Here is a 13,500-nt window from a genome sequence, read left to right on the forward strand (position 1 = left end):
ACGACTCGACACGTCACCACTCCCCGAGACTCCCGACCTCACGCCCGACCAGCGGAAACGCAACCCTCAACGCCGGAACGACAACAACCACTTAGAGCGGGGACCGCTGGCCCACGGGTGGGCTGACCAGCGCTGGACGTTGGCTCGGGTCAAGACATTGATCGGTCGGCTGTTCCATGTGACCTACACCGTGGAGGGGACGTGGCGGCTCCTGAAACGACACGGCTGGTCGTGGCAGCAGCCCGCTCGCAGGGCCATCGAGCGCGACGACGTGGCGGTCGAGGTCTGGAAGAAGGAGACCTGGCCGCGGGTAAGAGCATCGCGGCGGAACGCAGCGCCTGGATCGTCTTCGAGGACGAAGCCGGGCAGTCGCTGACTCCGCCGCGCGCCAGAACCTGGGGAAGGATCGGCCGCACGCCTGTGGTGCGGGTGCGCGGACGCGGCTCGGGACGGATCTCGATGGCGGGCATGACCTGCTACAAGCCCGGCCAGCGCTCCCGGCTGTTCTACGGGGTCCGCGAGTACAACGGGCGCAAGGGCCAGCCGAAGGGCTTCGGCTGGCGCGACTTCCGCGACCTGATCGTTCGGGCCCGCATCCAACTGGGCGGCCCGATCGTGCTCGTCTGGGACAACGTCCGCCTGCACCTGACGAAGCCGCTGCGCGAGTTCATCGACAAGAGCGCCGACTGGCTCACCGTCATCCAACTTCCCACCTACGCGCCAGACCTGAACCCGACCGAGGGCATCTGGTCGCTGGTCAAGCGCGACATTGGCAACCTCGCCGCCGCCGACCTCAGCCAGATCGCCCGGGCGGTCAAGCACCGCCTCAAGCAGCTCCAGTACCGGCCGGACGTGATCGACGGGTGTCTCGCCGGCACCGGCCTGGCCCTCGCGGCGCAGTCATCAGAAGCTACCGAAGAAGCGGTGCCACCAGCTGGGCCGCTGGACATGCCCAGGCAGCTGGCTCGGCCCGTCGTAGTCGCACTCCAATAGCTCCTCGGGAACGATCGCGTACCCGAGGTCGACCAGAGCGCGATTGACCTTGCCCAGGTCCACGGCGTTCAACTCACCCTCGGCTTGTGCTTCCCCGGTGCCGATGAAGGCACCGGGGTTGTCCGCGCAGACCAGGGCCAGCAACCCGAACTTGCTCACGCAGACGACGACCCGGGTCCCGCACGCGGTCGCATCTGCCGGTACGGTGACACGCCCGTACTCACTGGAGTCCTGTGCGTCCCGCTCGGTCGCACATCGCGTGGCAAAGTCATCCTCAAGCCGCGACACCAGGTCTTCAAACAGCGCGCCGGTCGCGCCGCGATCGTAGTCCCGGGGCCACTCCAGCCACTCGGGATCATCGAGCTCGCGCAACAAGGCCACCAGATCCGCTTCACGCTCCGTCACGTGCACATCTTGACGGGGCAGCGGCTGAGCTCGCCAGCCCGACAACACTCGTTCAAGTTCAGTAGCGCAGAGCCCTGGCACCAGCACCTGGGGTATTGCGGGACCAGGTCGTTGGGGAATTACGTGGCCGTTCACAAATGTGCTGCTGTGGCGGCCAGCGCGTCGCGAGGCGACTGTCCGGGTCCCGGCCTCCGTCGTCGCGGGCCTGCGAGACACTCGCCGGGCCATCGTGTGCCAGGGCCCGGCGAGCACCCCTCGGGGAGTCCATGACGAGGTGGTCGGCACGGTCGAAGCAGGCGTCGGTGAGGCGGGCAGACATGTCACGACGTGCCGCTGCGGCACTGGTCCAGGGAGTTCAGGGTCAGTTCTTGCGCCGGGACGTTGTGCTGCTCTGTGCGGGCGACTTCGGGGAGCGCGTGCATCAGAGCCAGGTCGCCGGTGTTCTCCCGGTTCCAGATCCTCCCGCCGGCGTCCCTGACGATCAGGCCCCGGAACCGGAAGGACGCTGCCGAGGGCCTTTCCCGATCCGGGTCGTGGACCGCGAGGTGCACGGTGCGCACGCTCAACTCGATCCTGGTACACGGCGGGGCAGCTCCGAGCCTGACCGGGTGATCCGCCTCGTTGCCGGCTGGACCGCTCTCGACGTGCAGGTACAGGTAAGCGGCGTCCAGGGACCGGTTGGCGATGACGTATCTTCTCTGCCCTTCGATCGTCTGCGGCCATAACGTGATCTGTGAGACCTGATGGCGTGTCGCGGCCTCCTCGCTGTCCCGGGACTGAGCGAGCTGGTCGTCGGCCACCTGCGCGGTCTTGTAGGTGCCCCAAGCCGACACCGCGAGACTTGCGGCTGCGACGACGGCGGCCAGAACGGCCGTGTGCCGGCCGATGTCCGCTGTGCCGTACCAGGCGTGCAGGCGCGCTGCCGCCCGCGTCCTGCGCGCGGGGTGGCCTGTCGGCCGGCCCTCAGGACTGCCTTGGTCCGCATCCGCCCGGTGCCGGATCGGCGGCCTCGGAGGTGACTGCCGCAGCCGCAGCCTGGATCGGGGTCTCACTGGTCTTGTCATACGGGCCTCGCCGGGTGTCGGTGACTGTGTGCGCAGACGCCAACCTCGCGCGGCCGGTTCCGGACGTCATGGGGGCTGGTTCCCGGGTTTCGGAGCCGGGACTCCGGCGGTCTCTGTAGGGCGCCGGGTGCACGGACCGCATCAGCCTGGCGGCCCGCCGGTCGGCATCAGGGGACGTCCCCCTCTCAGACTACGTCGGCTTCTGGTCGCTGCGTTCAGGCGTTGTGCTTCTGCGGGTGAAGGTCGAGTGTGATGTGCGGGCCGAGCGCGTTCAGGAAGTCGGAGGCATCGAAGACCTCGCCGGCGGAGACGACGCCGATGGTCTTGGTGCGGCCGGTCAGAACGCGCTCGAGGGCCTCGGTGACAAGCGGCGCGGTGACGGCGTAGATGTCCTGGCCACTGGCCGTGGCCCGGCGTTCGGCTCCGCCGGAGCGGACGACGACGTCGACGAGGAAGGTCTGGTTCGAGCGCCCGTGCTCGTCGGCGGCGGTCGGGGCCGGCGTGTGGGGGGCGGCGACGTCTTGGGCCGCCTCGGCAGTCATGTAGGTCGTCACATCGGGGATGGAGAGGTGCTGGGGGACGGTGACGACGTCCGCCATCGTGAACTCCCCGATCACCGGCCGGGAGCCCATCGGTTCCGGGAAGGTCCACTCCAGGGTGGGCGCGGCGTCGGTACGGTGCTCCCACTGTCCACCGCTGTAGCGCAGGCGGTGGTCGCCGCGTCGCTCGCGGGAGACCGCACCCGAGAGCCGGGTACCGGCGGTGGGGTGCCAGTTGCTGAGCGCGTAGGCGATGTGTGCCTCGTCGGCTTCGGTCCAGTCACCCATCGCAGCGGTGGCCAGCAGGTCGCCGAGGCCGCCGAAGAAGGCCATGGCCGGAACGATCACCGCTTCCGCGTCCCGGGCCCGCTCGCGGTAGTGGGCGAAGGTGTCGAGGTTGGCCTCGAGCTCGGCGGCCACGTCCAGGTAGGGGATCTTCGCGCGGAGCGCGGCCTCGATCACCGGGCCCGTGGTCGAGGCGAAGGGGCCGGCGCAGTTGATGACCGCCGCCGTTCCCGCCAGGGCCCGGTCCAGCGAGGCCGAATCGTCGACCGACGCCACCCGGGCCTCCAGCCCGTGCTCATCAGCCAGCTCTTGCAAGATCTGCGCGTTGCGCCCGGACAGCACCGGGACGAACCCGCGCGCGGCCAGCTCCGCGACCACGAACCGCCCGGTGTGACCGTAGGCGCCGAACACCGTAACCAGCTGACCTGACCCCATGCGACCGCTCCCGTGTATTCAGACGCCCGCTGCGAGGACGATCCGCCGCGGCCTGACATCCCCATCCTGTCCCTCCGCCAACACCCCGCGCGAGCGTCGGAAACGACATGCCGCGTACAGTTTCGGACATGCCCGCTGTTGCGCTGGCCGTCACCGACGGCATGCTCCACTACGAACTGTCCGTGGCCGTCGAGGTCTTCGGAACCGACCTGACTCACGTCGTGGACCCCTGGTACGACTTCTCCCTCTGCGGGAGCGGTCCGGTGCACGTCGACCGCTTCCGCCTGGAACCCGACCACGGACTCGAACATCTCGCGCAGGCGGACACAGTGATCGTCCCCGGCTGGGCCGACACCGACCGCGACCCGCCGGCCGAGCTGGTCGAGGCCGTGCGTGCGGCCCACGCGGCCGGTGCCCGCGTGGCCTCACTGTGCACGGGGGCCTTCGTCCTGGGCGCAGCAGGACTGCTCGACGGCAGGCGTGCCACCACGCACTGGGCCCACACGCGGGAACTGGCCCGGCGCCACCCGTCAGCCGCCGTCGATCCGGACGTCCTCTACGTCGACAACGGAGACGTCCTCACCTCCGCGGGCAAGGCCGCTGCCATGGACCTGTGCCTGCACCTGGTCCGCCTCGACCACGGCTCGGCCAACGCCAACAAGATCGCCCGACGCCTGGTCATCCCACCTCACCGGGATGGCGGCCAGGCCCAGTTCATTGCCACCCCCTTCCCCGCCCCGGGCAACCACCCCCTGGGCGAGCTCTTCCCCTGGGCGCTGGAGCGGCTGGACCAGCCGCTGACCGTGGAGGACCTGGCCCGACAGGCCCGCATGAGCTCACGCCACCTCGGCCGCCACTTCAAGCACCTCACCGGCACCACGCCACTGCAATGGCTGCACACTCAGCGCATTCGCCACGCCCAAGAACTGCTGGAGACCACCGACGCCACCGTGGACACCATCGCCGCGGCCACCGGCATGGGCACCGCCACCACCCTGCGCCGCCACTTCCACCGCAGCGTCGGCGTCCCACCCGACACCTACCGCCGCACCTTCCGTCCCTGAACAGTTAGTTCCAAGGCCCCGGCGACCAATCGAACAGTGTCAGGGCGCGGTGCCGTCTGAAGCCGTGAACATATGCTGCCCAGACTCGGGTTCTGGCTCAGCTTGTGTGGTGTGGGCACGCTGGGTGATTAGCGAATGCCTGGGGGTGCTGCGTGTCACTGAGTCAGAACGGTGGGTCTTGGGAGTAGCCGCCTGTCCCGTCGGCCGCCCACCAGGAGTCACGTTCCGCTTTGAGACGGGCGTAACGCTCGCGGGCTGCGATGTCGTCCGCGTTCTCCAAGTCGCTGGTGTCGTGACCCCATGCCTTCATCGCATCCAGGACGCGGTCTCGGTTGTAGCGGTCGGTGCTGGTGGCCAGCAGGCGACTGGCGTGGCCGACCAGCTCGACCTGGTGCGCGGTGAGGGCGGGATGCTCCGCGAGAGGGATCGCTGCGACCAGGGCCGTGTCGTGTACGTCCGCGTTGTCGTGGCTGAGAAGGGGATGGACAGCGGAGTAGATCGCCGGGCGCAGGTCTCGGAACTCGCGCATCTCCCCGTACTCGTCGAGGAACTCCTTGCCAAAGTGGCGTTCGCCGATGGTGGCGCACTCGTCGTCGGCGTCGTATGCGGTGTCGCTGAGCCACTTAAGCAGTCTCACGAGGGTGGGGTGGTGCGGTGGGATGTCGGCATCGTGGCCGAAGTCGCCTGCCGCGATGGCCGGGTGGTTGAGGATGGCGGCGACGTAGAGGGCTACGGGTACGGTGGCTTCGTAGATGGTGTTCTGGTGGGTCACTGCCCTGAGCGCGTTATCGGTGGCGGCCGCCCTGACGACCGGGTCGGGGTTGAGGATGCGTGCCAGCGTTGTCGGCAGGGATTCGCCTGTCCCGCGCACGGTGGCGAGGGACGCCCAATCTGTACCGTCCAGGAGCGCTTGATAGTGAGGTAGCTCGTGGGGGCGGGGATTCTCGATCCGGCTGCGGCTGTGGGTCACAGGCGGAGGCTATAGCGTCTATGAGTCAGTGTGGCGCGGGGTGTCATGTGTAGAGCGGGACGCGCCTTTCGTAGGAGATGGAACCCGGCGCGGCCGAACATCTGGCGTTCGAGCATCTTGATGCGATTCACGTGTCCTTCGACGGCGCCTGAGTTCCAGGGCAGGGTCAGTCCGGCGATGACGGCGTCGAGGTCACGGTCGATGCCTGCGGCGAGTGTGTGGAGGCTGGGCAGGTCGTCCTTCCGGACGGCGTCGAGCCAGTGCGGCAGGCGTTCGCCCTGGCACTCGGTGAGCATGACCGCGAAGGTGCGGACATGCCGGGTAAGGGCGTCGAGTTCGGGACAGTGAGCGCGGACGGTCTTGAGCCGGAGCTGCTCGGACTCGGTGAGAGTTTCCGGGCGGCTGAGGATCCATCCGGCGACCGTCCGGGGCGAGGGCGGCCGGGCGGCCACCGGCCGCGGCGAGGTCCGCTTCTTGTGCAGATAGGCGCGGACGCGCTGGTAGCTGCCTTTGTATCCGAGCGGCACGATCTCCTCCCACAGCTTCCAGGCGTTGGTGAAGCCCTCGTTCCAACGGTCGTCGAGGTAGGTCTTGTTCTCGTCGAGGATGGAGGACCGGTTTTGCCACTGGCCGGTGAAGAGGTCTTCCGGCCGGGTGGCGTCGGCAAGCTGCTTGACGCTGCGCCAGGTCATGCAGAGCTGCCGCTGGATCGAACGGCGTCTGTGCCCGGCCTCCAGCAGTGCGTGGACGGCGGCGTGCCGGGCCCGGGTGCGGTCGGCGAACCGGTGTCCGGTCGGCCATGGTGAGCCGGACGTCTCCTCTTCCGGGACAGGCTCCGGCTTGGGTTCGGGGGCTGCAGGGACCAGGGCTCGGAGGCAGCGGCGGTGCTGGGCGACGGCTCGTTCGGCGGCTTCGCTCAGGTTGATGGGTCGGACCGGGGCGCCCTGCCGGGATTGCTCCCGGTGGGTTTCCCCGGCCCGCCCGCCGAACCCGGCGTGCCCGTCTCCGAGCACCGGGCTCTCCACGAGATCATGCCGTTGGTGTCGGGCCGGTCAGGGCGTCCGGCCAAGGGGTGGGGATGCTGTTGCCCCGGTAGCGATACCGAGTGATCGGCACTTTGCCGAGGTGGAACAGTCTGATCCCCTCCAACTCGATGTCTTTCCATTGTCCTTGCGGAGTCCGGAACGATCGCCGGATGGACTTCCAGTTCGTGCGGTGCCGGTGCATCACCCAGCGGATGACCCGCCACCACACGAAGGTGTGCAGGGTCTGCATGGTGTGCTTGGCGACCGCGTGTCGGAAGTAGTTGGCCCAGCCGCGCAGGATCCGGTTGATCTGGATCAGCGCGATCTTGTAGTCGAGATGTGACAGCTTCTGGGTCAGTTCCTTGATCTTCCGCTTCAGCGTCGCGACTGGCTTGTCGGCGATGAACGTGTAGACGTGCCACTTGTCCGTTCCGCGCTTGCGCATCCAGACGATGCGGAAGCCCAGGAAGTCGAACCCGTCCGCAAGGTGGACGATCCGGGTCTTGGCCGGTGACAGCACGAGGCCCATCGGCGCCAGAACCGAACTCACCTGTTCGCGAAGGTCTTCGACGTGCTCCTTGGTGCCGTGGACCATGATGACGAAGTCGTCCGCGTAACGGACCAGTCGCCACGTCGGCAGGCCCCGGTGGCGCCGTCGTTCGCGATCCTGTCGACTGGCCATCGCGGTTGCCCACTGCTCGGCGGCGAAGTCGTCGAGCACAGACAGTGCGATGTTGGCCAACAGGGGTGACAGGATGCCTCCTTGCGGAGTCCCGGAGATGGTCTCGTTCCGTTCGCCCAGCTCGGTCATGATCCCGGCTTTCAGGAACGCCTTCACCAGCGCCAGCACCCGCTTGTCCTTCACCCGCGCTCGGACACGGTCCATCAGGGCCGTGTGGTCGATGCGGTCGAAGCACGCCTCAATATCCGCGTCCAGCACCCAGCGATAACCCTGGGAACCGAACAGGTGAATCTCGGCGATCGCGTCGTGCGCACGCCGGTTGGGCCGGAAACCGTACGAGCACGGACGGAAGTCCGCCTCGAAGATCGGCTCCAGGACCAGTTTCAGCGCCGCCTGCACCGCCCGGTCCGCAATGGTCGGAATCCCCAGCCGGCGAAGTTTGCCACCAGACTTGGGGATCATCCGCTCACGCACCGGCACGGGCCGGAAGGCCCCTGCCCTCAGCTGCATGCGGATGAGGTCCAGATACGCTTCCACCCCGGCCGCGCGTACGTGGTCGGCGCGCACGCCGTCCACGCCCGGCGTCCGGGCTCCGGTGTTGCCGGCGACCCGTTCGAACGCCATCACCAGGACGGCTGGGTCGCAGACGAAGTTGAACACATCATCGAACCGGAAGCCGTGATCGGCTACCGCCCAGCGGTGCAGCTTGATCTGCATTCTCCGTACCCGTAGCTCAGCGACATCGGCCACCGGCCACGCGACCGGGGTATCCACCCCGGATTCTCCGGACATTGCAGTACCTCCCATGCGATCTCGCTGCCGCCCTTCCCCATGTGCCGGGCTCTCCCCGGCTCGGAGTACTACGGCGGCTCCGCCCCTCCCACGGTCTGTTCGGCAGACGGTGTGCCCAGCCCAACTCGCCCGAGATGGTGGCCCGGACGACGGGCGGGACCGAGGAGGTTCCCGTGTTCACTGATTGATCGATCGTCGGAGTAGGCACCCGGCTATACCCCCGCGGCCTCGCCACGGCTACCCCGCAGCACTTCACCGTGGCCTCCCGGGCCGACTGGCAGATACAGCCCGGGAGTTGCTGCCTTCTACAGAGAGGCGAGCATGCACCGCAACCAGCCCAGATCCGCCAGGTTCGAGCTGATGTCACCTTAGGAGGCTTCAAACACCGGTTCCTCACGTATACCTCTCCGTCTCGCTTGCCGGACCCGCACCATCTGACGGTTCTGACACGTCCCGGCTTCGTCGGGGCCGCTTGCCACCCTCCCCGGCACCTCCCGGATCAGGCTGCCCCCAGCTTCACCGCCCTGCTGCGACAGGACGGAGGCGAAGGTCTTCCACCTCCACTCGATCAATCAGCGCCTCACGGCGCACGTGCCAGAGGTGCCACCGGTCCGCTACCTGGATCACCTGTGGGGGCGCCGGCGGCTGGATGCCTCCCGGTCGGGCAGCAGGTCGATGGGACGGCGGGTCTCGATGTCGACGACGACTGTGCCGTAATGGCGGCCCTTGCGGGTGGCGTACTCGTCGACGCCGACCACGCGCGGGGCGGCCACCTGAGGCTCGGGAAGAGCATCGACCAGCAGGAGCACCGTGCTGCGACTGACGGATCCCCCCAGGACGCGGGCGATACGGGCTCCGGCCCGGCCCGCGAGGGCCAGACCAACCGCGGCCAGGGTCGAGCGCAGCCGCTCGGTCCTCTGACCGTGGCGGCATGTCAGGCCGGGTGTCTGCTCGACGAAGGTACGGCGTGCACACATGAACCCGGTTCGACCAGACCCCGCAGACTGGGCACACGGCGCCGTCCGCAGTGCATTGCGCGTCAACGCGCACTATCTCGGTGTTCACGTCCACCGACAGCACCGCGACGTCCGCGATCGACGGGAACAACAGCTCCTTCAGGCCAAGGAACGGACGAGTCAACCTCGTACATAGGAGGTTCACGAGAAACGGGGCCGCTTGTGAGGATGCTGCACACGCAACCGAGACGCGGAAGAGCGACACCTGACCACCGCGTACTCGTTCAACGAGGGGAAAACCGATGCTCAAGAAGATCAAGCGGACTGCTGTGGCACTGGCACTGGCCACCGGTACTCTCGCCGCCACCGCCGCGACCGCTCAGGCCGCTGAAGTGGGAGCGCGGCAGGGGGACTACGCGGGCTGCAAGGTCGGCTATGTCTGCATGTACCAGAACGAGGCCGACTGGAAGGCCGGCCAGCCCAGCCACCGCTGGTACCAGTACGGCGCCCACAACCTGAACAACCAGTTCGGCACGAAGTGGGTCTTCAACAACCAGCACTCCGGCGCGAAGGCCCGGCTGTGCTTCGGGTACGACGGTGCCAACTGCACCGGCCTGATCATCAACAGCTACACCGTCGGCGTGGCCGACATCACGCCGATCAACAGCATCAAGCTCTACGCGTAGTCCGCTCCAAGGGGCCGAATGCGCGGAACTGCCGGACCGACGCCTTCTCCCGCAGCCGCTCAGCGATGTGAACGCGGCCCGCCTCGGACAGGTACCGGGACTGAACAGACAACGGCACCACCGGACGATTGGCCGGTGGTGCCGCCCTGTTCTTGCCGGACGCGATACGGCCGTTACGCCATCGCTTGCCGACCAGGCCCGGCCGCCGCAACTGGGGCAACCCTCGCCGCGTACGGGGACGACGGATGGGCCACGATGACGAACTGCACGGTGAACGAGCTGTCCTCGCCTCCGCCTGGGTAGCTCGCAGCGTCGAGCCGATCTGCGGCTCGGCGTCGAGACGTCCAAGCCGCCCGTCCGGTGGAGAGGGGCACGGCAGGCGAGCGGAATCGCCCCGTACTGCGCGCGACCGCTTACTGCGGCCAGGGGCGGGCGTGTGCGCTGGCCGCGCCGATCGCCGCTCTCGCCGCCCGTTCGACCAGCGAGATTCCGCCTTCCATCGAGGCATTGCCGCCGCTGAGGACCGATACCAGGTACCTGTGCCCGTGGACTGTGACCTGACCGACGCTGTTGATGACCCACAGGTTGGTTGTGCTCCGCTGCAGCCAGCCGTTCTTGAGGGCCCATCGGGAGCCATGGGAGCCGGCCGCGGAGATCCCCCAGTCCTGGCCCTGTGCGATCTGGCCCATCAGGTGCCGGATGTAGGCACAGGACGCCTGACTCAGCCCTTCGGGCGGGCGGGCGACCACCGGCCCTCGTGAGAAGACCCCGCGCAACAGCTTGACCTGGTCTGTTGCTGTGGTCTGGGTGAGTCCCCATCTGATGTCGGGACCACCGTGCGTCGACGAGAGCCCCAGCCGTTCATGTGCCGCGTCCAGACCTTCCGCCTCACCGATCGCCCGCCAGAGCACAGCTGTTGCCTCGTTGTCACTGTTCCGGATCATCGCCTCGGCGTGCTGGCGCTCCGCGGCTGTCACCTCGCGGCCTTCGTCCTGCGCCCGGAGTAGCAGTGCAGCGAGGATGCCCACCTTGATGATGCTCGCCGTGCTGAACGTCGCGTCCTGTCCGAACGACACGATCTGCTCGTCGGCACTGTCCAGGTCGAGCACCGCCACTGCCAGCCGCGCGTCACCGTCCGGCAGGATGGGCCTGATCGCCCGAGCGAGGGTCGCTCCGCGGTTTTTGTGCGGCGCTGCCCTCGGACCGGCGGCCGGCACAGCCGTCTGTGTCGAAGGCGCCTGCGCCTCGGGGGGCGTGCCGGTGGCGGAACAGGCGGCTAGCGCCGTCACCACGGCCGCGGTGGCGGCGCAGCCCCTGAGCGTGCGCACTCGGAGGTCGCGTGTCGTATGCGTCCGGTTCTGTCTCTCGGGCATGGCGGGGCAGGCCTCGGTATTCCTGATCTTTGGTGCTGGGCGCGGACGGTCGTGCCTCGTTTGTCATCCTTCAAGCCATGCCCAACCCCTGCCAGCCGAGCCGGTCAGCCTTCCTCCATCCGAGGAACACCGCACCCAGGCGGCTGACGGGTGATCACGTCTGGGGGAGTCTGCGGCGCCGGGTGTTGCCGGACCAGGCTTGGACGGGCTCCGGCGTTCGGCGCGTGTGGTGCCGCGTCGGTCGGAGCCGCACGGGGTGACGCCAGCAGGCGCTTTGGTATCCCGACGGGACGGCGTGGACGACGCTTGGCGCCGTGGTGGCTGAGGTAGCTGCGGTGGCAGCGCTGGCGTCGAGGTGGTTCGCCCGCCGCGCGGGCGTCGACCGTACCTTCCTCTACTCCCACCGCGACCCCTCGGCCAGGTCCGTACCCAGGCCGCGAAGCCGCCCACCGGTCCCCGGCGGCCGGTGACCGATCGGCAGCCGAGCCTCATCGCAGGCCGACCTGGACGCAGCCGACGCCCGACCACCGCCATTCCGCTCGCCGCGACCCGGGCAGGCGGCAACCGCAACGACGTCACTGGCTGATCGCAGTACTCCAAGCTGTGCCGTCGGTGCGGGGGAAGCGCGGACGGCCCCTACCGCCTGGACGTGGCGCGGGCCGACCGCGGCTACGACCACGACATGTACCGCCGCCTGGTCTGGGATCTCGGCCTGAAGCCGGTGATCGCTCGCCGGTGCACCGAACTCGGCTCCAACCTGGGCACCCAACACCAGGAGGTGGAGCGCGCGTTCGCCCACCTGCACTGGTTCCGCCGCCTTCGGATCCGCTGGGAGACACGCGACGACGTCCACCGAGCCTTGTTCATCCTCGGATGCGCACTCATCTGTTGGCGACCCCTGAGGTCAGCTCTTGCCCGCTGGTTGTTGCGGGTCAGGACGTTGGTGACGGCGCATAGTGGTCGGCAAGATTGGTGGCGAGGTCGCGGAGGTGAGCCCTGGCTTCGGTGGGGCCGTGCACAGTGATGGCGCTCCCGAACGGCAGTAGTGCTCGTACGTCCTCCAGATGCAGGAAGCGGATTGTTACCTTTCGGCCGGTGGCGGATTCTTCATGGTCGTCCTGGACGAGTCGTAGGCCAAAGATCCGTTGCGCTCGCTCGATCTGGGTCTGGTCGATAGTGGCGCTGACCTCTATCGCGTGGTTGTGTTCCCACTGAGCAATGAGCGCTGCAGCGACGGTGGCCAGGGTCTGGCTCTCGCGGATCCGTCGTGGCTGGTCGACTTCCTTCCACGTTGTGATCCGTTCGAGTCGGTACATCCGTGACACTCGGGCACAGTCGGCGACGAGGTACCAGGTGCCTGCCTTCGCGAACAGTCCGTAGGGATCCACGACCAGGTCGCGTGGGCATGACTCGCGTGGGCTGTCGTACTCGATCCGTAGCCGGCGACCTCGCCGCACTGCGCCGATCAACGAAGCCGGAGTCGTGCCGAAAGCTCGTGCCTGACGCCAGGGACGGCTGTCCACGTGCACTACGTCGGTGAGCGGCAGCAGCTCATGACCTCGACGTGGCTGTGTAGCGGTGATCTTGGAGAGCGCGCGCCGGCTTTCGGCCGATGTGTTGAGTTCCGCACGCTGCTTCTCGTCCAGACCGGTGAGCGACAGTTGGTCACGCTCGTCCGGTGTCAGTCGCGTGAGGTCAAGTCCGGATCCGGGCAGGATGGTCACGCCTCCGAGGCGGCCCCGGTGTGCGGTCACCGGCAGACCGGCGTCGCGGAGCCAGTTCAGGTCCCGGGTGATGGTTCGAAGGGACACCCCGAGCGCTGAGGCGAGTTCCTGTGTGGTCACGGCATCCCTCGATTTGAGGAGCAGCATCAGGGTGAAGAAGCGGTCTGGGGTCACACGCCAATTTTTTCAGGAATTGCGACACGATGCGGCGCATATCCCGGTCAGGCTGGTGGATGCGTACCTACCACCTGTGAGAAGGAACAACCATGATCACATCCGTCGTGTCCATCATCTACGTGAACGACGCTCCCGCCGCAGCTCGTTTCTACGGCGACCTCCTCGGCATGAGCCCCTCGTTCGAGACTCCTGGGTACATCACCTTCGACCTCGGGCCAGGCGCTGACTTCGGTCTGTGTCAACGGCCATTTGTTTGCCCCGGTGGCGGCCAGATGTTCCATGCACTCATGGCCGACTCGGCGTCCCCAGTGGCGGCCAGATATCTCCCCG

At 67.8% G+C, this 13,500-nt stretch carries 14 protein-coding genes; 5 read left to right on the top strand and 9 right to left on the bottom strand.

All coding sequences use genetic code 11. From position 1 onward, the window contains the following. Positions 1-376: winged helix-turn-helix domain-containing protein (locus tag ACFU95_RS49685; RefSeq protein ID WP_383844124.1), on the top strand; the 376-nt coding region annotated here is incomplete at its 5' end. After that, positions 343-993 carry a transposase gene (locus ACFU95_RS49690; RefSeq protein WP_383844164.1) on the top strand — a complete coding sequence of 217 codons (651 nt, stop codon included), beginning with the start codon at positions 343-345 and terminating at the stop codon, positions 991-993. The genes ACFU95_RS49685 and ACFU95_RS49690, both read left to right, overlap by 34 nt. Here the strand turns inward: ACFU95_RS49690 and ACFU95_RS49695 are convergent. The 3 genes from ACFU95_RS49695 to ACFU95_RS49705 form a co-directional block, all read right to left on the bottom strand. After that, positions 904-1,398, bottom strand: a complete 495-nt coding sequence (locus ACFU95_RS49695; RefSeq protein WP_383844126.1) for a hypothetical protein — start codon at positions 1,396-1,398, stop codon at positions 904-906. The genes ACFU95_RS49690 and ACFU95_RS49695 overlap by 90 nt on opposite strands. A gap of 320 nt (positions 1,399-1,718) precedes the next feature. Next, positions 1,719-2,450 (bottom strand): hypothetical protein, encoded by a 732-nt coding sequence (locus ACFU95_RS49700; protein WP_383844129.1) that lies wholly within the window; start codon positions 2,448-2,450, stop codon positions 1,719-1,721. 227 nt (positions 2,451-2,677) lie between these two features. After that, positions 2,678-3,721, bottom strand: a complete 1,044-nt coding sequence (locus ACFU95_RS49705) for a saccharopine dehydrogenase family protein (RefSeq protein ID WP_383844132.1) — start codon at positions 3,719-3,721, stop codon at positions 2,678-2,680. A 128-nt stretch (positions 3,722-3,849) separates the two neighbouring features. On the opposite strand from ACFU95_RS49705, the gene ACFU95_RS49710 reads away from it, so the two are divergent. Then, positions 3,850-4,785, top strand: a complete 936-nt coding sequence (locus ACFU95_RS49710; RefSeq protein WP_383844136.1) for a helix-turn-helix domain-containing protein — start codon at positions 3,850-3,852, stop codon at positions 4,783-4,785. A gap of 163 nt (positions 4,786-4,948) precedes the next feature. Here the strand turns inward: ACFU95_RS49710 and ACFU95_RS49715 are convergent, their stop codons facing one another. The 4 genes from ACFU95_RS49715 to ACFU95_RS49730 all read right to left on the bottom strand — a co-directional run bounded on the left by ACFU95_RS49715 (position 4,949) and on the right by ACFU95_RS49730 (position 9,231). After that, on the bottom strand, positions 4,949-5,755 hold the full coding sequence (locus ACFU95_RS49715; RefSeq protein WP_383844139.1) for a hypothetical protein: 807 nt from the start codon (positions 5,753-5,755) through the stop codon (positions 4,949-4,951). Beyond that, positions 5,752-6,768, bottom strand: a complete 1,017-nt coding sequence (locus ACFU95_RS49720) for a transposase (RefSeq protein ID WP_383844142.1) — start codon at positions 6,766-6,768, stop codon at positions 5,752-5,754. Before ACFU95_RS49720 ends, ACFU95_RS49715 begins: the two co-directional genes overlap by 4 nt. A 16-nt stretch (positions 6,769-6,784) precedes the next feature. After that, positions 6,785-8,179 (bottom strand): group II intron reverse transcriptase/maturase, encoded by a 1,395-nt coding sequence (ltrA, locus tag ACFU95_RS49725; RefSeq protein WP_383844145.1) that lies wholly within the window; start codon positions 8,177-8,179, stop codon positions 6,785-6,787. 698 nt (positions 8,180-8,877) lie between these two features. Continuing rightward, entirely contained in the window at positions 8,878-9,231 is a 354-nt protein-coding gene (locus ACFU95_RS49730; protein WP_383844149.1) for a hypothetical protein, read from the bottom strand. Positions 9,232-9,512: 281 nt separating this feature from the next. Here ACFU95_RS49730 and ACFU95_RS49735 point away from each other — a divergent pair, with 281 nt between their 5' ends. Next, entirely contained in the window at positions 9,513-9,896 is a 384-nt protein-coding gene (locus tag ACFU95_RS49735) for a hypothetical protein (protein ID WP_383844152.1), read from the top strand. Positions 9,897-10,309: 413 nt separating this feature from the next. Here the strand turns inward: ACFU95_RS49735 and ACFU95_RS49740 are convergent, their stop codons facing one another. Beyond that, positions 10,310-11,011 carry a serine hydrolase gene (locus ACFU95_RS49740; RefSeq protein WP_383844155.1) on the bottom strand — a complete coding sequence of 234 codons (702 nt, stop codon included), beginning with the start codon at positions 11,009-11,011 and terminating at the stop codon, positions 10,310-10,312. A 1,190-nt stretch (positions 11,012-12,201) separates the two neighbouring features. After that, positions 12,202-13,167 (bottom strand): helix-turn-helix transcriptional regulator, encoded by a 966-nt coding sequence (locus tag ACFU95_RS49745; RefSeq protein ID WP_383844158.1) that lies wholly within the window; start codon positions 13,165-13,167, stop codon positions 12,202-12,204. Positions 13,168-13,259: 92 nt separating this feature from the next. Between ACFU95_RS49745 and ACFU95_RS49750 the strand changes: the two genes are divergently transcribed. Next, the coding region (locus ACFU95_RS49750) for a VOC family protein (RefSeq protein WP_383844161.1) at positions 13,260-13,500 on the top strand (241 nt) is incomplete at its 3' end.

This window comes from Streptomyces sp. NPDC057623 (genome assembly GCF_042800355.1).
In the GTDB taxonomy this organism is placed as follows: Bacteria; Actinomycetota; Actinomycetes; order Streptomycetales; family Streptomycetaceae; genus Streptomyces.